Source organism: Oleiharenicola sp. Vm1 (assembly GCF_047777955.1).
In the GTDB taxonomy this organism is placed as follows: domain Bacteria; phylum Verrucomicrobiota; class Verrucomicrobiia; order Opitutales; family Opitutaceae; genus Didemnitutus.
This window is the reverse complement of record NZ_CP180537.1, coordinates 3,256,155-3,275,364: the sequence shown is the minus strand read 5'-3', so window position 1 is coordinate 3,275,364 and position 19,210 is coordinate 3,256,155. Positions and strand designations below refer to the sequence as shown.

The window sequence follows — 19,210 nt, the reverse complement described above, 5'->3', positions numbered from 1 at the left end:
CGTCCCGGCGGCATCTTTTCCGCGGGCGCCGGGCCGCGGAGGAATTTCGCCGCGGCCAAGCGACGGGAGCAGCCCTGGGGGATTCTCCCCGGGGCGGAAAGCGTCTGTGCGCTTGCCCGTTCTTCGGCGGACCGTTTCTGTCCCCGCGTGCCCCTCCACGCCCGTGCGTTTTGCCTGGTGTTCGCCTTTGCTTTCGTGTCGCTCGCCCGCGCCGATTACACGTGCGCTCCGGCGGGCTGGGCGATCACCGCCGTGTTCCCCGCCGAACCCAAGGTCGATGACCAGCGCACGCCTTCGCCGCAGGGCGACCAGATCGCCGAGCGCCGCTTCCTCGAGGCCGGGGGCGAGCACCTGATGGTGCTGCGGGTGACGTATCCCGTGGTGCCGCTGCCGACGGAGCGGGAGCAGCTCTACGTCTCGACCATCGAGGCGTTCATGAAATCGCGCCGCGGCCAGATCAAGCAGGACGAGCCGTGGGCGCTCGGCCAATACGACGGCCAGCGCCTGCTCGTGGCCCAGCCCGCGCAGAGAACCCACCGCGAGGTGCGCCTCGCGCTCATCGGCGCCTCGCTCTATTTCATCAGCGCGGAGTGGCCGGGCAGCGAGCGCCCGAGCCCGAAGGCGGCGGCCTTCCTCGCCAGCATCGACGTGAAGCCCGACTTCACCAACGCCCGCCTCGTCGAGGAGCGCGAACGCTGGCGCGAGATCAAGCAGGGCAACTTCACCCTGCGCTACGATGGCTCGCGCTGGTTCCGCGACCCGCAGATCGCGGATCCGAACAGCGTGGCGATGCTGCGCGTGGACGAGAGCGCGGAGGCGGAATTCATCACTTCGCCCGAGCGGCACGCGGGTTCGATGGAGGAGCTCGTCATCGGGCGCGCGAAGGAAAACGCCGAGAGCGTCCTGGTGAAGAAGCGCGGCAAGAAGCTCCGCGGCAGCGCGAGCGTCGAGGAGTTGTTCTTCACCGTGCGGGTCGACGGCGTGACCTACGAGAACCACGGCTTCTTCTACGCCGGCGCGGAGGGCACCGTGCAGCTGCGCGCGTGGTCCGAGCAGAAAAGCTACCCGAACGTGTCGGGCGACATCGACGAGCTGCTGAACGGCCTCGTCATCGCGCGGGCGATGCCCGGCGCCGGCGCGACGCGCTGAGCGCGCCCGGTTCGCCGCGGGGCGGCCTCAGGCCTGGTCGTGCTCGAATTCTGCCAGCAGCGCCGCGACCGGCGCATGCAGCGGCTCGCCGGCGAGGTCGTTGGTGAGCTTCAGCACGAGCTGGCGCGTCGTCTCGCCCGGCGGCGTCGCGGACGCGAGCAGCACGACGTGCAGCGCCAGCTGGCGCGCGCCGGCGGCGAGGTCGTCGCGGCCGCGGAGCGCGTAGAGGAACGCGGCCTCGCGCAGCAGCGCGGCGTAGGTCTCGCACTTCTCGCGGCCGGCGGCCGGCGTCTCCTGGGCGAGGAGGCGGCTGACCTGCTCGTCGGCGTCGAGGACGAGGAACTCGGCGGCGGGAAGCGGGAAGAGCCGCTCCTGAAGGCTGAGCGCGAGCTGGAGCGCCTCGTCGACCCCGGCGGGATTGCGGTCGCGCACGAGCCGGGCGACGAACTGGCGGAGCAATTCGGTCTGTTGCAGCAGGTAGTCGCGGCGTTGCTCGGGCACGGTTACTTTTTCGATCCGCCATGCGGCGGACGAGTTCCACGAGAAAGGTGGTGTCGCCGGGCAGGCGGCGGAGGGCGGCCAGGGCGGCCTCGGTCTGCGTGGCGGCGTGGCGGCGGGCGGCCTCGAGGCCGTGGAGCTTCACGTAGGTCGTCTTGCCGGCCTTCGCGTCCTTGCCGGCGGTCTTGCCCAGCGTGGCGGTGTCGGCGGTGGCGTCGAGGACGTCGTCGATGATCTGGAAGGCGAGCCCGAGGCTGCGTCCGGCGTCGCGCAGCGGGCCGAGGTCCGCCTCGGCCGCACCGCCGCACAGGCCGCCGGCGGTGAGCGCGGCGGTGATCATGGCCGCGGTCTTGTTGAGGTGGATGAAGTCGAGCTCGGCCGCAGTGGCGTCGGCCTTTTTCTCGGCCAGCAGGTCCTCCATCTGGCCGCCGATGAGCTTCTCCGAACCGGCGGCGTCCGCCAGCTCGCGCAGCAGCGCGGTGCAGAGGGCGGGAGTGGCGGCGTAGTGGCGGGCGAGGAGCTGGAAGGCGAGGGTGAGCAGCGCGTCGCCGGCGAGGAGCGCGGTGGCCTCGTCGAACTGCCGGTGCGCGGTCGGCCGGCCGCGGCGCAGGTCGTCGTTGTCCATGCACGGCAGGTCGTCGTGCACGAGCGAGTAGGTGTGGATGCACTCGAGGGCGACGGCGGCGGGCAGCGCGTTATGGCGGCGGCCGAAGAGGTCGGCGGTGGCGAGCAGCAGGACCGGGCGCAGGCGCTTGCCGCCGGCCTGGAGGCTGTAGCGCATGGCCTCGTGCAGGCGGGTGGGGCGGGTGTCGGCCGGCGGGACCAGTTCCGCGAGGCCGCGCTCGGCGCGCTCCACGTAGGCTTGAAATTGCGCGTTAAAATCCATGCCGGCGGGACTGTCCGCCGGGGCGCCGGGGTTGGCAAACGGATTGTGGCCCGCGCGCGGCCAAGAAAGGCTCGCCACCGTCGCGCGCGGGTCTTTTATCCGGGCGACGTTCCCGATGCCCACCTACGAATACGTCTGCAACAAGTGCGGTCACGAGATGGAAGCCTTCCAGTCGATGAAGGACGAGCCGCTGAAGAAGTGTCCCGCCTGCAAGAAAGCCGGCCTCAAGCGCAAGATCGGCGGCGGCGCCGGCCTGATTTTCAAGGGCTCCGGCTTCTACATCACCGACTACAAGAAGAAGTCCGGTCCCAAGTCCGAGGGCGGCGAGAAATCCTCTTCCAAGCCCGAGTCGAAACCAGCCGCGAAATCCGCGGCGAACTGATCCCGCCATGGCCAACAAGAAAATCGAGAAAGCCCTCTACGGTCCCAGCACGGTCGAGGTCGCGATCGGCGCGGTGCTCGGCCTGCTCCTCGGCGTCGTCGCCGCCGGCGTCTACCTGGTGTTCAAGCCGGTGCAGACGCTCAAGGAACCGGCCAAGGAGCCGGTCAAGGGCGTCGTCTACTACCTGCCGGGCAAGAGCGACGGCACGAAGGCGCGCGCGTGGTCGGACAAGGTCGCGACGTTCGTCCAGGGCGGCCAGGTGGTCGCGACCGAGGACGAGCTGAACGCCTGGGCCACGTCGCTCACCGGAGCCGCGACGGCGAAGGCGGAGGCCAAGCCGGCGGAAAAACCGAAGCCGGCGGACAAGAAGGGCGACGGCGCCCCGGCTGCGGCCGGCAACGGCGACTTCCTGAGCGCGAGCGGGCTGAATTTCCGCATCGAGGGGGACCGGCTGCACATCGCCGAGAAGGTCGTGCTGAATTACTACGGCCTGGCCAAGGAGGTGGTGTTCCAGACCAGCGGCACGTTCGAGCGCGGGGGCGAGAGCTTCATCTTCAAGCCGGACGCGGTCTACCTCGGCTCCTGCCCCGTGCATGCGCTGCCGGGCGTGAGCGGCGCGCTGACCAAGGCGCTGGTCGCGAAGGCCAAGGTGCCGGATGATTTCCGCGCGGCGTGGGCGAAGATCACCGCGATGGCGGTGGAGGGCGGCCTCGTGAAGGTCACGACGCAGCCGTAGGCGGCGCCCGTGTCGAAGCATCTCAAGAACATCAGCGTCGTCGGCTTTGCGACGGTGCTGTCGCGCGTGCTGGGGCTGGTGCGCGAGTCCGTGGCGGCGGCGGTGTTCGGCACCAGCGCGCTGTATTCGGCCTTCACGACGGCGTTCACGCTGCCGAACCTGTTCCGGCGCCTGCTGGGCGAGGGCGCGCTGACGGCGGCGTTCGTGCCGACGCTCACGCGCGAGCTCGAGCGCCACGACCGCGCCGGGGCCTTCCGGCTGGTGAGCAAGGTGGTGAGCTGGCTCGCCCTCGTCACGACCGGCATCGTCACGCTGGCCATGGCCGTCCTCTGGAACGCCGACACGGTGGTGCGCATCGCGGTGGGGTGGGGCGTCCATCCGGACACCGCGCATCGCTGGATGCTCGGGGCGGACCTCGCGGTCGTGCTTTTCCCCTACATGATCTTCGTGTGCCTGGCGGCGGCCTTCAGCGCGGCGTGCCAGGTGCTTGGGCGGTTTGCGGAGCCGGCGCTCTCGCCGGTCTGGCTCAACCTCGCGATCCTCTCGGCCCTCGGCCTCGGCGCCTCGTGGGCGTGGGGCGACGCGGCGCGCATGCGGCTGCTGTGCTTCGGCGTGCTGGCCGGCGGCTTCCTGCAGATGGCGGTGCCCGCGGCGGTGCTCTGGCGCGAGGGCTGGCGGCCGGCGTTCGACCTCCAGGCGGACGAGCGCGTCCGCGAGATCGTCCGCATGATGGGGCCGACGGTGATCGGCTCGGCGATCTACCTGATCAACATCTCCGTCTCGCGTTTCGTCGGCCTGTCGCTGAACGACGCGGCGGCTACGGTGTTGAACCTCGCCACCCGCCTGATGGAGCTGCCGATCGGCGTCTTCACGATCGCGATCGCGACCGTGGTCTTTCCGCTCATCGCCCGCCACGCGGCCAAGGAGGACTGGGCGGCGCTCACCGCCGACTACCACAAGGGCATGCGCCTCGTGCTCGTGATCAACATCCCGGCGGCCATCGGCCTGGCCCTGCTGAGCCAGCCGATCATCCGGCTGCTGTTCCAGCACGGCGCGTTCCGGGCGAGCGACACGGCGCTGATGACGCCGGTGCTCGTGGCCTACGCGGTCGGGCTGCCGTTCATCTCGTTCACCAGCCTGACGCTGCGGGCGTTCTACGCGCTGCGCGACACGGCGACGCCCGTGCGGGCGGCGGCGCTGAGCTTCGCGGTCAACATCGGCCTCAGCGTCGTGCTCATGCAGTGGCTCTCGACGGTCGGGCTCGCCCTGGCGAGCACCGTGGCGGTGATGGTGCAGGCCGCATTCCTCCAATCGCGCCTCACGCGCAAGCTTGACGGTTTCACGGTGGTGTCGCTCCTGCCGAGCCTCGGCAAGATCGTCGTGGGCGCCGTGCTGATGGCGGCGGTCGTCTGGGCGAGCGTGCGCGGCGTGGCGGCGCTGGCCTTGCCCACGAAGGCCGCCGATCTTGCCGTGGTGCTCGGGGTGATCCCGATCGGCGCGGCGGTCTACGGCGGCGCGCTGTGGCTGCTGCGCATCGAGGGGCGCGAGGATATCGAGCAGCTGCTGGCCAAGGTGCGGGCGAAGCTCGGCTGAACGGCCGGCGCCTCGGCCATTGCGCCAGGCGCGGGACCGGCTAGCGTGCCGGCATGAGCAACTCCGCCGCCCCCGTCCGCCACAACGAAGCCGAGCACCGCTACGAGATCGCGCTCGAGGGTCATCTGGCGGTCGCCGAATACGAGTTCGCCGACGGCAAGCAGGTCTTCACCCACACCCTCGTGCCGCCGGAGTTCCGCGGCCGCGGCTACGCCGAGGCGCTGGTGCGCACGGCGCTGAACGACGCCAAGGCGGCCGGCCGCAAGGTCGTGCCGGCGTGCTCCTACGTGGCGAAGTTCATCGAACGGAACAAGGAGTTCGCCTCGCTCCTGGCCTAGCCGGCGCGGCGAGGCGCGGGTCAGCGGGGCCGCGGGCGGGAGGGGCCCCAAAGGGCACCGCGTTCGCGGACCGCGCCGCACGCGCCGGACGAGCCGCCGCCGGCCCAACAAAAAACCCGCAGCTTGCGCTGCGGGTCGGAAACAGGAATGGGAACCGGATCGGTCTTAAGCCTTGGTGACGAGGCCGGCCTTGATGGCCTTGACCGCGACCCAGACGCGCTTGGTGCCGCCGTTGGGCAGCTTCACGCGGATCTTCTGCAGGTTCGGGCGGAACTTGCGCGGGGTCTTGGAGGTGGTGTGCGTGCCGATACCACCGCTCTTCTTGGACTGACCCTTACGGTTGATGATGCTGCCCTTGACCGGGCGCTTGCCAGTGATTGCGCAAATTCGTGCCATGATGTTTGTCGAGTTAAAGGGTCGTGAGTAAAGGTCCGCCGATGCGCTACGCAAGGGAAATTTCCTCGGGCGCGCAAATCGTCGCCTACTCGCGCAAAGCGTGGAGCGCCTGAAACTTCTGGCCCATGTTGCCGGGGTGGAGCAGGTGCATCAGGTCACGCTTGCGGCGGCTGAAACGGCCCGCCTCCGCGGTGACGATCGCCTGCATGGCGGCAGCGGCGCGCTTGGTCAGGAAGGCCTCCTGCGACTCGACCAAGGCCTCGCCGAAGCCGTTCTGCTGCAACTCGTCGACCAGCCAGTCCCAGCAGATATGGCCGGTCAGGTCGATTTCGCCCGGGCGGTCGAGGACGTCGTCGCCCTGCTTCTGGTGCGAGTAGGTGCGGATGCTGCCCTGCGGCAGCTCCTCGGCCAGCACGGCCCAGCTGCGGCCGTAGTCGAAGGCCAGGAACAGGCCCGTCCACGGCTGCGCGACCATGTGGCGAAGCAGCGGCACCGTCCGGAGCGGCAGATCGATGTGATAACCTTCGGGCGCCTCGCGGGGCAGGCGGTCGGCGGCGGCGGCGAGTTCGGCGGTCAGCGCCGGCAGCTCGACCTCGCGCAGCTCGTCGCCCTCGAGCGCGACGCCGAGTTCACGCCAGGCGCCGCCACGGCGGACGACGCGGTGGAACGGTTGCGCGTCGAACAGCTCGTTGGAAAACACGACGCAGCGGCCGCGCATCTCGATCGGCTGCGGATACGAGATCGTGCGATAGCTCTTGAAGGGATGGGCCACGTCGCGAAACGCGCCGGCGCCGGGCTCGGCCCCGACCTCCACGAGTTCGTAGTCCGCGGGGTTTTTCCCGGCGAGCAGGCCCACGGCGGCATCCGCGACCAGTTCCCCGAAGACCGGGCTGAAACTCGTCGCGGTGTAGAAGTCCGCGCCCTTGTCGCGGCCCACGCGCCGCCGGGTGGGCGACGTGTAATAGCCGACTGTCGGGTGGAAGAGCGCGAGCTCCATGAAACGCGCGAACGACACGCCGGTGGCGGCGTGCGGCTCGGCGCGGAAGACATCGCGGAACGCTGACGAGGAACCCATTTGCCAACCAAGGCATTTCCGCACTCGCTTGGCCATGCTCAAAAGGCTTTCCGCCATCCTCGTCGCCGTCGCGCTGGGCTTCGGGCTCGCGCACTTCGCCGCGCGGCAGCTGGGCGCGCCGAGCTGGTGGCCGAACCGCGAGCGCGACCGGAACGTCCGCTACTTCCGCGACGTGCTCGACACGGTGAAGCAATACTACGTCGACGAGAAGAAGGCCGATTATGACGCCCTCACGCGCGCGGCGCTGCGCGGGATGCTCAGCGAGCTCGACCCGCACTCCGAGTTCCTCGACGCCGAGGCCTACAGCCAGACGGAGGAAGAGCTGAACAACGAATTCAACGGCGTCGGCATCCAGGTCGAGGAGCGCGACGGCCACATCGTCGTCATCACCACCATCGCCGACACGCCCGCCGAGCGGGCCGGGATCCGCCGCGGCGACCGCATCGTCAGCATCGACAGCAAGACGATCGACGACCCCAGCACCGAGAAGGCCGTCCGCCTCATCCGCGGCGAACCGGGCTCGGAGGTGAAAATGGTCTTCTATCGGCCGAGCATCGACCGCGAGGTCACCTACCTGCTCAAGCGGGAGCGCATCCGCCTGCGCAGCGTGCGCAACACGGAGATCTCCGCCGACGGCATCGGCTACCTCCAGATCACCCAGTTCAGCGAGCGCACGGGCGACGAGTTCGATGCGGCGCTGAAGGAGCTGGAGAAGCACGACCTGCGGGCGCTCGTCCTGGACCTGCGCAACAATCCCGGCGGCCTCGTCGATGCGGCGGTCGACGTGTGCGACCAGTTCTTCGCCAAGGGCGAGCTCATCGCCTACACTCAGGGCCGCACGCCGGAGTCGCGCGAGGAGTTCCGCGCCGAGAACAACCACCCCCGCCGCACGTATCCGATCGCGGTCCTCGTCAACGGCGGAACGGCGAGCGCGGCGGAAATCGTCTCCGGCGCGCTCAAGGACACGAAGCGCGCCGTGATCGTCGGCGAGAAGACCTTCGGCAAGGGCTCCGTCCAGAGCATCATCGAGATGCAGAACGGCGAGGGCATCCGCCTCACCACGGCGCGTTACTACACGCCGAGCGGCATCACCATCCACGAGAAGGGCATCCAGCCGCAGGTGGAGATCGAGATGTCCGCCGACGACGAGGCGCGCCTGCGCATCCAGCAATCGCGGACCGACCTCGCGGGCGAGACCGAGTTCAAGGAGCGCTTCGGATTCCCGCCGGTCGAGGACACGCAGCGCAACGCCGCGGAGGAGGTCCTGCGCGGCGTGCTGATCGCGCGCCCGGCGCCGGCGGCCGCCGCGGGGGCCAAGCGGTGACGAATCCCGGCGCCCGGCCATGATCTTCGCCCTCGAAAGTTCCTGCGACGAGACCGCGGTGTCGGTGTTCGATCCCGCGCGCGGTTTTGCGGGCGAGTGGGTCCACAGCCAGATCGCGCTGCACGAGGCCTACGGCGGCGTCGTGCCCGATCTTGCCAGCCGCGAACACCTGCAGCATTTCGCGCCGCTCGTGACGCGGGCGCTCGCCGTCGTGTCGCCCGGGCAGGTGACGCAGGTTGCCGTCACCCAGGGGCCCGGGCTCGCCGCGTGCCTCGCCATGGGCCTTTCGGTCGCCAAGAGCCTCGGCCTCGCCTGGCGCGTGCCGGTCGTGGGCGTGAATCACCTGCGCGCGCACGCCTTCTCGCCGTTCATCGCGCTCCACGCGCAGGCGCCGGCGGAATTCGACGCGGCGTTCGCGCGCCTGCTGCCGCACCTCGGCCTGCTCGTCTCCGGCGGCAACACCGCGCTTTTCACCATCGACGAGGAGCGGCGGATCAAGCTCATCGCCTCGACGATGGACGACGCCGCCGGCGAGGCGCTCGACAAGGGCGCGAAGCTCCTCGGCCTCGGCTACCCCGGCGGGCCGCAAGTGGAGAAGCTCGCGCGCGCCGGCGACGCGAGGGCGTTTCAATTCCCCAAGGCCGTCGCGCAGAAGGCGACGCTCGACTTCAGCTTCTCCGGTCTGAAGACCAGCCTGCGCTACACGCTGGAGAAAATGAGCCCGGACGAGATCGAGCGCCGCAAGGCCGACCTCTGCGCCAGCTACCAGCACGCCGTGATGGATGCGCTCGTGCGCAAGGCGCGGCTGGCGTTCGATCAGGGGGCCTACCGCAGTGTCGGACTCTCAGGCGGCGTCGCGAACAACAAAGTCCTGCAGGGCGAAATCGAGAAGCTGGCCGCGCAGCGGCGCGTGCCGTTCCTCCGCGCCCAGCCGCAGCACACGGGCGACAACGCCGGCATGATCGCCTTCGCGGCGTGGGCCGAGCGGGAGCCCGGCGGCGTCAAGCGCGGCGGCACTGGCCACGTCAACTCGGCCGGCTTTGACTTGGAGATCGCGCCGAGCTTGGCTCTGGCGCCATGAAGACGTTCGCGGCGATCCTGATCTCGCTGGCCCTCGCAATCGGCGGGATCGCGGCGGGCATCGACCGCGCGACGCTGGTCGCGCGCCACAACCCCGTCGTGCGCGCGGTCGACTACGATTCGCCGCTCACGGTCGGCAACGGCGGTTTCGCCTTCAGTGTCGACGTCACCGGCCTGCAGACCTTCCCGACGGAGTATCACCGCAACGGCATCCCGCTGGAGACGCTGTCGCGCTGGGCCTGGGTGCAGGACGAGAACCCCGCCGGCTACCGGCTGGCCGACGCGAACCGCGCCTTCACGCACCCCGACGGCACGGTGCACGGCTACCCGACCAACAGCAGTTCGCCCGCCGGCGAGTGGCTCCGGCGCAACCCGCGCAACCACCCGCTCGGCCAGATCGCGCTCGAGTGGCGCAAGCCCGACGGCACGCCGTTCACGCCAGCGGACGTGCGCGAGATCGAGCAGACCCTCGATCTCTGGCATGGCGTGATCCACAGCCGCTTTTCGCTGGGTGGCAAAGTCGTCGAGGTGACAACCGCGTGCCTGCCCGACGAGGACACCGTCGCGCTGCGCATCGAGTCCGACCTGGTCGCGTCGGGCGAGCTCGCGGTGAAACTGGCTTTCCCCCGCGGTCACGATCCGAAGGTGAAGAACACGCCCGGCTTCGACTGGACGCAGCCGGAGACGCACGTCTCGGAGCTGCACGGGCCGCGGCAGATTCTTCGGCGGGTGAGTGGTCTCGCGTATGCGGTCTCGCTCAGCCGCGCGACCGAGGCGGCGGGCGCGCCGCACACCTTCCGGGTCCGTGGCGACCGCGGCGTGCGGACGCTGGAGCTGGCGGTGAACTTCGGGCGGCAGCCGCGCGCGCAGGTGGCGGCGGATTTCGCGCGCGTCGCGACGCACTGGCCGGAGTTCTGGCAGCGCAGCGCGGCCGCGGACTTTTCCGGCAGCACCAACCCGCTCGCGGCGAAGCTCGAGCGGCGGATCGTGCTCTCGCAATACTTGATGGCCGTCCAGATGGCGGGCGACGTGCCGCCGCAGGAGAGCGGCCTCACCTGCAGCACCTGGTATGGCAAGCACCACACCGAGATGCTCTGGTGGCACGCCGCGCATTTCCCGCTCTGGGGCCACCCCGAACTGCTGGCGCGCAACGTCGACTGGTATCGCGAGAAGCTCCCGGTCGCGCGCGCCCTGGCGCAGAGTCGCGGCCTGCGCGGCGCGCGCTGGGCCAAGATGGTCGGCCCCGACCTGCGCGAGAGCCCCGGCGGCAACCCGCTCATCGTCTGGAACCAGCCGCATCTCGTCTATCTCTGCGAACTGCTCTACCGCTCGGCCCCGACGCCCGCGACGCTCGAGCGTTACGGCGAACTCGTGCAGGAGACGGCCGACTGCATGGCCTCGATGCTCTGGCTCGATCCGAAGCGCGACCGCTACGTGCTCGGGCCGCCGCTGTGGATCGTGCAGGAGATCTACGACCAGGCCACGAGCCAGAATCCGACCTTCGAGCTGGCCTACTGGCGCTGGACGCTCGGCCTCGCGCAGCAGTGGCGCGAACGCCGCGGCCTGCCGCGCGAGAAATCCTGGGACGACGCCATCGCGCGCCTCTCGCCCTTGCCGGTGAAGGACGGCAAGTATGTCGCGCTCGAGTCGACGCCGGATACCTGGGAGAACGTCGCCAGCCGTCACGATCATCCGTCGATGCTCATGGCGCTGGGCATGATGCCGGAGACGCCCGCGGTCGACCGCGCGACGATGGGCCGCACGCTCGACGCCGTGCTGCAGCATTGGGACTGGGCGACGAAGATCTGGGGCTGGGACTACCCGATGATCGCCATGACCGCCGTGCGCCTCGGCCGGCCCGAGGTCGCGCTGGAGGTGCTGCTGCGCGACGGTCCGAACAACATCTACCTGCCCAACGGCCATGCGCCCGTCCGCAGCGACGAGGCCCTGCCGGCGAACGCGCCGCCCGGCGCGCGGCGCCGCGAGATCGCCGTCTACCTGCCGGCGAACGGCGCGTTCCTCGCCGCCGTGTCGCTCATGCTCGGCGGCTGGGATGGCGCGCCGGTCGAGCATCCCGGCATCCCGCGCGACGGCACCTGGGTCGTGCAGGCCGAAGGCTGGAAACCTCTGCCATGAAAAACCCCTCCTGAAACTCCCGGTGCTGGCGCTGCTGCTGGCGACGGCCTCCGCCGGGGCGCGCGACTTTGCCGTGACGGAATTCGGCGCGATCGCGAACGATGCGACGCTGGACACCGCGGCGATCCAGCGCGCCATCGACGAGGCCGGCGCCGTCGGCGGCGGACGCGTCGTGATCGCCGGAGGCGTTTTTCGCAGCGGGGCGCTGTTTCTCCGGCAGGGCGTGGAACTGCACGTCGCGGCCGGGGCCACCTTGCTCGGCTCGAACCAGATCGCCGACTACCCGCGTGCGCCGACGCGCGTCGAGGGCCGGCGCCAGGAGTGGCGCGTGGCGCTGCTCAACGCGACAAACCTCACCGGCGTGCGGATCACCGGCGCAGGCGTGGTCGACGGCAACGGCATCCTATTCTGGGCGGCGTTCTGGCAGCGGCGGAAGGAGAATCCCAAGTGCACCAACCTCGAGGTGGAGCGCCCGCGGATGATGTTCCTCGACTCCTGCCACGACGTGCGGATCGAGGGGCTGACGTTCCGCGACTCCGGATTCTGGAACCTCCACCTCTACCGCTGCAGCGACGTCACGATCGACGGCGTGACGATCAAGGCGCCCGACTCCGGCAGCATCCGCGCGCCCAGCTCCGACGGCATCGACCTCGACAGCTGCCGCGATGTTGCGGTGCGGCGCACGCACATCTCCGTGGGCGACGACTGCATCGCGCTCAAGGGCACGAAGGGACCGCACGCCGACCAGGACGCCGACAGCCCGCCAGTGGAGAACATTCTGATCGAGGACTGCACGTTCGGCGAGGGCGCCGGCGTGGTGACCTGCGGTAGCGAGGCCACGCTCGTGCGCCACGTCACCGTGCGTCGCTGCAAGCTGACCGGGCCGAACAACGTGCTCAGCCTGAAGCTGCGCCCCGACACGCCGCAGCGCTACGAGGACATCCTCGTCGAAGACATCGAGGTGAACGTGCCGAACGGCGGCCGGTTGCTGAAGGTCCAGCCGTGGTCCCAGTTCTTCGATTTGCAGGGCGAGGCGCCGCCGCGCTCGCACATCCGGAATGTCACGGTGCGCAACGTCCGCGGCACGATCGGCAGCGTCGGCACCCTGCTGACGCACGACACGGCGACGATCGACGCGTTCACGCTCGAGGCCATCGACCTGAAGGCGACGGACGCGAAGCTGACGGTCGGGAAGGACGTCGGCCTCACAGTGCGCGACGTGAAAGTGAACGGCGCACCGCTGGAATCCGTGGTGAAGTGAGAAGGCTTCGCCGGCGCGACCAACCGCCGGGGATGGTCGCGCTCAGGAAATCGGTTGGAGGACCAAGCGACCGTAGGCGATGAACGCCATGAGCAGGCCGAGAACGGCGCACATGACGATGGTTCCGGTCTCCCTGTATTGGGCGTGAACCCAGATGAACACGAGACTTTCGCCAGCGAGAATCGCGGCGGCGGCGATTGTGAGCGATGGCATCGCGCGGAGCGCGCCGGGAACGATCAGTCCGACGACGCAGACGAGTTCAAGAAGGCCGAGGGCGGTCCACACCGCGCGCGGCAACGCCCCGAACGAGAGGACATCGTGGCTGATTTTCTCAAAGAGGAAGACCTTCATGATGCCCGAGGCGCCATACACGAGCGCGGCGAGACCCTGCAGAATCCAGAGGAAGATGTTCATGGCGTGGTGTTGTGCGCCGAAACAGTGCGCCGGATAACGCCCCCAACAGAAGCCGAAAATCGGTGGACGATCGGCTACCGCTTCAACTTCTCGCGGAGGTAAGGTGCGGTCGGGCTGCGCTTCACCTTCTGGATACCGGCGAGCGGACCCTGGTAGAGGATCTCGCCGCCGTTCGGGCCGCCGCCGGGGCCGAGCTCGATCAGCCAGTCGGCCTCGGCGAGGAGGTCGAGGTGGTGCTCGATCACGACCACGGTGTGGCCCTGCTCGACCAGGTTGTGCAGCACGCGGATGAGTTTCTCGCAATCGCTGAGGTGCAGGCCGATCGTCGGTTCCTCAAGGAGATAGAGGTTCTTGATGGCGATGCCGCGCGAGCGTTCGGTGTAGCTCTGCAGGCCCTTGGTCAGTTCGGTGACGAGCTTGAGGCGCTGGGCCTCGCCGCCGGAGAGCGTCGGACTGCTCTGGCCGAGGGTGAGGTAGCCGAGGCCGCAGGCGACCATGAGCTCGCAGACTTCCTTCAGCTGGGCGTGGAAGTCGAAGAACGTCGCGGCTTCCTCGAATGACATCTGCAGAACCTGGCCGATGTTTTTTCCCTTCCAGGTCAGGTCGGAGAGCTCGGGGCCGAAGCGCGAGCCGCGGCACGAGTCGCACGGCTGGTAGGAGTCGGGCATGAACGCCATCTCGAGCTTGATGCGGCCGGCGCCGGAGCAGGCTTCGCAGCGGCCGCCGGCGGTGTTGAACGAGAAGCGGCTGGCGTTGTAGCCGCGGACCTTCGATTCGGGCAGCGAAGCGAAGAACTGGCGGATGAGGTCGAAGATGCCGAGGTAGGTCGCCGGCGTGGAGCGCGGCGTCTTGCCGATCGGCGACTGGTCGACCTCGATGACGGACTTGAAGCCGGCGGCGCCGCGTAGCTCGCCAAAGGGTGGCTGGCCTGCGTCGGCCTCGAAGCCGGTGGCGCGGACGAAGTCGCGGCCGGTGAGCTTCGATTTCCGCGCCTTGATCGCGGCGCTGACGGCGGGGTGGAGCACGTCGCGGAAGAGGGTGGATTTGCCGGCGCCGCTCGGGCCGCAGACCATCACGAGGCGGCCGAGCGGGAGCGCGAGCGATTGGTCGGCAAGATTGCGGTAGTTGATGTTTTCGAGCTCGACCCAGGCGTTCTTCGCGTTGGCGGCGGGCAGCGCGCGGTAGTCGCCGCGCAGCGGGTGCGGGATGCCCTTGTCGAGGTAAAGGCCGGTGAGCGATGCGGTGTTCTTCTTGAGGTTGGCCGGCGTGTCGTTGGCGAGGATCTGACCGCCGTGCAGGCCGGCGCCGGGGCCGAGGTCGATGATGCGGTCGGCGCGCTCCATGAGGACGTCGTCGTGCTCAACGACGAGGAGCGTGTTGCCCTTCGTGCGCAGCGCGTGGAGCGTCTCGATCAGGCGGTCGTTGTCGCGCGCGTGCAGGCCGATCGAGGGCTCGTCGAGGACGTAGAGGACGCCGGTGAGGTTCGAGCCGAGCTGCGCGGCGAGGCGGATGCGCTGGGCCTCGCCGCCGGAGAGCGTCTCGGTCGGCCGGTCGAGCGCGAGGTAGTCGAGGCCGACGTGGGCGAGGAAGCGCAGGCGCTCCTCGATCTGCGGCACGATGTCCTGCGTGATGAGCTTGCCGCGGGTGTCGAGCTGGAGGCTGCGCAGCGTGGCGAGCAGCTGCTCGGGCGTGAGGCGGAGGAGGGCGGGCAGCGAAATAGCTGAGAGCTGAGGGCTGAGAGCTGAGAGCTTCTTTTTCAGCGGCAGCTTCACGGCGCGGGCGATGCGGTTGAGGCGCTCGCCGTGGCAGGTGGGGCAGAGCTTGCCGTCGGAGCTCGGGTCGTCGGGATCGAAATGCCGGAGCGCGTCGGCGACTTCGTCGGACATCTCCTCGTCTTCGTCGGGCTTGAGCATCCAGTCGAAGATGCGGCCGTGGCCGCGGCAGGTCGGGCACCAGCCCTTGGGCGAGTTGAACGAGAAGTGCTTCGGATCGAGCTCGGGGAAGGACTCGCCCGACTCGATGTCGGTGCGCGTGGTGGAGAACCACGAGAGGACCTTGCCGTCGGGCGTGAGGAGGAAGCAGGAGCCTTTGCCGAGGCGCAACGCCGCGGAAAGCTGAGAGCTGAGAGTCGAGGGCTGAGCGCCGGGTTTCCTGCTCTGGACTCTCGGTTCTGAACTCTTGGCTTTGAGATCGGCCACGACGACCTCGATGTCGTGCTCCTTATAGCGGTCGAGTTTCGTGAACGTGTCGACGCGCAGCAGGCGGCCGTCGGCGCGCATGAGCTCGTAGCCCTGCTTGCCGATCCACTTCGCGATCGGCTCGTGATGGCCCTTGCGGCCGCGGATGAGTGGGGCGCAGAGGTAGAGGTGCTTGGCCTTGCGTGCGGCGGGCGTGGCGAGGGTCTGGTCGAGCAGGCTGCGCAGCTGCGCGGGCGAGAGCGGCGTGACGGGACGGTCGGTGTCGGGGTGGTGCTGGACGCCGAGGCGCGCGTAGAGGAGGCGGAGGTATTGCGCGACCTCGGTGATCGTGGCGACGGTGGACTTGCGGGAGCCGCGCGTGACACGCTGCTCGATCGCGACGGTGGGCGGGATGCCGGTGAGGCGGTCGATGTCGGGGCGCGGCAGCTGCTCGACGAACTGGCGCGCGTAGGGCGACATCGACTCCATGAAGCGGCGCTGGCCCTCGGCGAAGATGATGTCGAAGGCGAGGGTCGACTTGCCCGAGCCGGAGACGCCGGTGACGACGGACAGCTCGCGGTGCGGGATGGAGAGCGAGATGTTCTTGAGGTTGTTCTCGCGGGCGCCGAGCAGCTCGAGCGCGCGGGTGCTGCGGCCGGTCGAGGCCGTCGCGGCGTAGGCAGCGGCATCCTCGGCGGCGGCGCGCACCGGCTCGTTCTCCGCGAGCGCGGCGCGCAGGAAGGGCGAGGTGGCCGTGTCGGCGGCGGCGATCTGTTCGGGCGTGCCTTCGGCGACGATGCGGCCGCCGCCGGCGCCGGCTTCGGGGCCGACCTCGAGGACCCAGTCGGCGGATTTCAGCACGTCGAGGTTGTGCTCGATCACGATCACGCTGTGGCCGCGGTCGACGATGCGCTGCAGGACGGACAGCAGGCGCTTCACGTCGTGGCGGTGGAGGCCGGTGGTCGGTTCGTCGAGCAAAAGCAGCGCGCCGTCGCCGGCGGCGGTGGCGCCGGCGGCCGCGCCGGCGTATTCGGAAAGGTAACGGACGAGCTTGAGGCGCTGCGATTCGCCGCCGGAGAGGGTGTTCAGCGGCTGGCCGAGCGTCAGGTAGCCGAGCCCGACGGCGTCGAGCGCGGCGAGGCGCGAGCGGATCGCCGCGTAATCGGCGAACAAGGCGAGCGCGTCGGTGATCGTGGTGGCGAGCAGGTCGGCGACGGACTTGCCGTTCCACTGGATGGCGAGCACCTCGGGCTTGAAGCGGCGGCCCTCGCAGATGGGGCAGGGGACGAACACGTCCGAGAGGAACTGCATCTCGACGCGCTCGCTGCCGAGCCCTTGGCAGTGGTCGCAGCGGCCCTCGCCGCTGTTGAAGGAGAAGCTGGAGGCGTTGAAGCCGGCCTCCTGCGCCGCGGGCGTTTGGGCGTAGAGCTCGCGGATGAGGTCCCAGGCCTCGCTGTAGAGCGCGGGGTTCGAGCGCGGAGTGCGCGAGAGCGGCGACTGGTCGACGAGGACGATCTCGGAGAAGAGCTGAGAGCTGAGAGTTGAGAGTTGAGAGCCAGAAGCCGAGGAGACGGAGATGGACTCGAAGGTCGCCGGGTCCTCGGTCATCTGGTTCCGCTGCGTGAGCAGGCCTTGGTAGATGACGTTGTCGAGCAGCGTAGACTTGCCCGAGCCGGAGACGCCGGAGAGGCAGACGAGGCGCTGCAGCGGCAGGCGGAACGAGAGATCCTTGATATTGTGCTTCGAGGCACGATGGAAGTGCAGCCAGCCCTGCTTGGTAACCGCACGGCGCTTTTCCGGCACGGCGATGGCGTCGCGGCCGGAGAGATAGCGGCCGGTGATGCTGCGGGGCGAACGGAGCAGCGCGGCGACGTCGCCTTGGAAAACGACCTCGCCGCCGCGGGCGCCGGGCTCGGGTCCGATCTCGAGCACGTGGTCGGCGGCGCGGATCATCGCCTCGTCGTGCTCGACGACGACGACCGTGTTGCCCGCGTCGGTGAGGGTGCGGATGATGCCGATGAGCCGGTCGATGTCGCGCGGGTGCAGGCCGACGGAGGGCTCGTCGAGGACGAAGAGCGTGTCGACCAGCGAGGTGCCGAGGCAGGACGTGAGATTGACGCGTTCGACCTCGCCGCCCGAAAGCGTGCGCGACGAGCGATCGAGGGTGAGGTAGCCGAGGCCGACCTGCTCGAGGTAGCGCAGGCGCGTGACGATGGAGTCGTAGGCGAGATCGCGCTGGTGACGTTCGGCGGCATCGCCGGACTCGCGCTTCGGTGCGCCGTGCTGGCGGACGAGCGCGAGGAGTTCGCTGACGGGGAGCTGGTAGAGTTGCGGCAGCGTGTAGCCGCGCCATTGCCAGCAGAGCGCCTCGGGTTGGAGGCGCGCGCCGCGGCACTCGGGGCACGGGTTGTAGGCACGGTAGCGCGAGAGGAAGACGCGCACGTGCATCTTGTAGGTCGTCTTCTCGAGGTAGCGGAAGAAGCCCTTCAGGCCATACCAGTAGCGCGGCCAGGCCTTGTCCTCGCCGTTGTAGCCGGGCGAGCCGTCGATGATGAAGGCCTTGTGCTCGGCGCTGAGGTCGGCGAACGGGACGTCGGTCGGGATGCCGAGTTTCTTGGTGAACTGCAGGAGGTCCTTCTTGGATTCGCCGTAGACCTCGCCCTCCCACGGTTTCACCGCGCCCTGTTCGATCGAGAGCGAGTGGTCGGGGATGGCGAGGCGGTAGTCGATGTCGATCACGCGGCCGAAGCCGCGGCAGACCGGGCAGGCGCCGAGCGGCGAGTTGAAGGAGAATAGCGCGGGCGAGGCGGGCCGGAAGGTGCGGCCGGTCCGGGGCGAATGCAGGCCGCGCGAGAAGTGGCCGGCGGGAGGAAAGAGTTGAGCGTTGAGGGTTGAGGGTTGAGAGGCGGAAGAGGTCGGGGCGTGGAAGAGAAACACCTCGCCCTGGCCGAAGTGCAGCGCGGTCTCCGTCGCCTCGAGGAAGCGCGGCTTGTTCTCCGCGGCGATGCGCAGGCGGTCCTGCACTACAAAAAGGTGCGTCGCGTGCTTGAGAATCGTGTCGGCGTTCGACGCGAGCAGCTCGTCGAGGGTGGCGAGGGCGAGCGCGGCGGATTTGCGATCAGGCGTCAGGACGCGCGTGTAGCCCTGGTTCTTGAGCGGCGGGAGGATTTCCGACCAGGGCAGCTTGTCGGGCTTCGCGACCTTGAAGGCGACGAGCAGCGTGGCGGCGGGGTGGGCGGCGGAGGTCTTGGCCCAGATGGTCTGCGGGTTGTCGTCCTCGACCTTCTCGCCGGTGGCGGGATCGAAGCACTCGGCGACGTGGCTGAACCAGACCTTGGCGAAGTCGGTGAGCTCGGTCATCGTGCCGACGGTCGAGCGCGAGGTCTTGACCGTGTTGGTCTGCTCGATGGCGATGGACGGGCGGATGTTCTCGACCGAGTCGACCTTGGGCTTGTCGAGGAGGTCGAGGAACTGGCGCGTGTAGGCGGAGAAGGTCTCGACGTAGCGCCGCTGGCCCTCGGCGTGGAGGGTGTCGAACACGAGCGAGGACTTGCCCGCGCCGCTCAGGCCGGTGACGACGATGTATTGCCCGAGGGGCAGATCGAGGTCGAAGCCCTTGAGGTTGTTCTGGCGGACGCCGCGCAGGCGGATGAATTCGGGGGACGTGGGTCGCACTGCGTTGACGGATGAGCACGCCGGGCGGAAAGGCAACACGCCGCGCGCGAGCGCGCGGGATTGCTGACATAGGGCTGTCAGGAGCGGGTG

At 69.2% G+C, this 19,210-nt stretch carries 14 protein-coding genes and 1 pseudogene; 9 read left to right on the top strand and 6 right to left on the bottom strand.

From position 1 onward, the window contains the following. Positions 1–147: 147 nt before the first annotated feature. Positions 148–1,149, top strand: coding sequence for a hypothetical protein (locus tag ACMYLB_RS15770; protein WP_415907920.1), 1,002 nt, complete (start codon positions 148–150; stop codon positions 1,147–1,149). Positions 1,150–1,176: 27 nt separating this feature from the next. Here ACMYLB_RS15770 and ACMYLB_RS15765 read toward each other — a convergent pair whose 3' ends face one another. Together ACMYLB_RS15765 and ACMYLB_RS15760 are read right to left on the bottom strand one after the other, a co-directional pair. Then, entirely contained in the window at positions 1,177–1,650 is a 474-nt protein-coding gene (locus ACMYLB_RS15765) for a hypothetical protein (protein ID WP_415911149.1), read from the bottom strand. Positions 1,651–1,717: 67 nt separating this feature from the next. After that, a pseudogene (locus tag ACMYLB_RS15760) lies at positions 1,718–2,533 on the bottom strand (polyprenyl synthetase family protein); the annotation flags it as partial. Positions 2,534–2,648: 115 nt separating this feature from the next. Between ACMYLB_RS15760 and ACMYLB_RS15755 the strand changes: the two are divergent. The 4 genes from ACMYLB_RS15755 to ACMYLB_RS15740 are packed head-to-tail and all read left to right on the top strand — an operon-like array spanning position 2,649 to position 5,582. Next, positions 2,649–2,915 carry an FmdB family zinc ribbon protein gene (locus tag ACMYLB_RS15755; RefSeq protein WP_415907919.1) on the top strand — a complete coding sequence of 89 codons (267 nt, stop codon included), beginning with the start codon at positions 2,649–2,651 and terminating at the stop codon, positions 2,913–2,915. 7 nt (positions 2,916–2,922) lie between these two features. Continuing rightward, a complete protein-coding gene (locus tag ACMYLB_RS15750) occupies positions 2,923–3,651 on the top strand; it encodes a hypothetical protein (RefSeq protein ID WP_415907918.1) in 729 nt (242 codons plus the stop codon). A gap of 9 nt (positions 3,652–3,660) precedes the next feature. Beyond that, positions 3,661–5,244: a murein biosynthesis integral membrane protein MurJ gene (gene murJ / locus ACMYLB_RS15745; RefSeq protein WP_415907917.1), complete on the top strand. Its 1,584-nt coding sequence runs from the start codon at positions 3,661–3,663 to the stop codon at positions 5,242–5,244. 53 nt (positions 5,245–5,297) lie between these two features. Then, positions 5,298–5,582 carry a GNAT family N-acetyltransferase gene (locus ACMYLB_RS15740; protein WP_415907916.1) on the top strand — a complete coding sequence of 95 codons (285 nt, stop codon included), beginning with the start codon at positions 5,298–5,300 and terminating at the stop codon, positions 5,580–5,582. Between the two features lie 165 nt (positions 5,583–5,747). Here ACMYLB_RS15740 and rpmB read toward each other — a convergent pair whose 3' ends face one another. Continuing rightward, a complete protein-coding gene (gene rpmB / locus ACMYLB_RS15735; RefSeq protein ID WP_415907915.1) occupies positions 5,748–5,978 on the bottom strand; it encodes a 50S ribosomal protein L28 in 231 nt (76 codons plus the stop codon). Positions 5,979–6,063: 85 nt separating this feature from the next. After that, complete coding sequence (locus ACMYLB_RS15730; RefSeq protein WP_415907914.1) at positions 6,064–7,053, bottom strand: SAM-dependent methyltransferase; 990 nt, start codon at positions 7,051–7,053, stop codon at positions 6,064–6,066. 34 nt (positions 7,054–7,087) lie between these two features. Here ACMYLB_RS15730 and ACMYLB_RS15725 point away from each other — a divergent pair, with 34 nt between their 5' ends. From ACMYLB_RS15725 to ACMYLB_RS15710, 4 genes are read left to right on the top strand one after another with little or no spacing between them, the layout of a single operon-like run. After that, entirely contained in the window at positions 7,088–8,377 is a 1,290-nt protein-coding gene (locus ACMYLB_RS15725; RefSeq protein ID WP_415907913.1) for a S41 family peptidase, read from the top strand. Positions 8,378–8,396: 19 nt separating this feature from the next. Continuing rightward, complete coding sequence (gene tsaD, locus ACMYLB_RS15720) at positions 8,397–9,458, top strand: tRNA (adenosine(37)-N6)-threonylcarbamoyltransferase complex transferase subunit TsaD (RefSeq protein ID WP_415907912.1); 1,062 nt, start codon at positions 8,397–8,399, stop codon at positions 9,456–9,458. Continuing rightward, a complete protein-coding gene (locus ACMYLB_RS15715) occupies positions 9,455–11,593 on the top strand; it encodes a hypothetical protein (protein WP_415907911.1) in 2,139 nt (712 codons plus the stop codon). The genes tsaD and ACMYLB_RS15715 overlap by 4 nt, the downstream gene beginning before the upstream one ends. Before the next feature lie 22 nt (positions 11,594–11,615). Continuing rightward, positions 11,616–12,854 carry a glycoside hydrolase family 28 protein gene (locus ACMYLB_RS15710; protein WP_415907910.1) on the top strand — a complete coding sequence of 413 codons (1,239 nt, stop codon included), beginning with the start codon at positions 11,616–11,618 and terminating at the stop codon, positions 12,852–12,854. Positions 12,855–12,896: 42 nt separating this feature from the next. On the opposite strand, the gene ACMYLB_RS15705 is transcribed toward ACMYLB_RS15710, so the two are convergent. Further along, complete coding sequence (locus ACMYLB_RS15705; RefSeq protein WP_415907909.1) at positions 12,897–13,268, bottom strand: DoxX family protein; 372 nt, start codon at positions 13,266–13,268, stop codon at positions 12,897–12,899. Positions 13,269–13,342: 74 nt separating this feature from the next. After that, positions 13,343–19,120 carry an excinuclease ABC subunit UvrA gene (gene uvrA, locus ACMYLB_RS15700; protein ID WP_415907908.1) on the bottom strand — a complete coding sequence of 1,926 codons (5,778 nt, stop codon included), beginning with the start codon at positions 19,118–19,120 and terminating at the stop codon, positions 13,343–13,345. Between the last annotated feature and the right edge of the window lie 90 nt (positions 19,121–19,210).